Below are 201 nucleotides of genomic sequence, written 5' to 3' on the forward strand. Positions count from 1 at the left end.
GAGCTCCGGATCCGCCACGATGCGCTCGGTCGCCCACAGGCCGTCGCCGTCGGGCATCCGGATGTCCATGAGCAGCACGTCGGGCTTCTCGCGCCGGGCGAGCGCGACCGCCTCGCGGCCGGTAGCGGCCTCGCCGACCACGAGGAGACCCTCCTCGGCCTCGAGCAGGCTGCGGAACCCGCCGCGGATGAGCGCCTGGTC

The 201-nt window shown here is 74.6% G+C and carries 1 protein-coding gene; it reads right to left on the minus strand.

Annotated features, from left to right (window positions below; all coding sequences use genetic code 11):
- A partial coding sequence (locus tag FJ658_RS14960) for a response regulator transcription factor (protein ID WP_141146202.1) occupies positions 1-201 on the minus strand: 201 nt, incomplete at both ends.

The organism is Schumannella sp. 10F1B-5-1, from assembly GCF_006517535.1.
Classification (GTDB): Bacteria; Actinomycetota; Actinomycetes; order Actinomycetales; family Microbacteriaceae; genus Schumannella.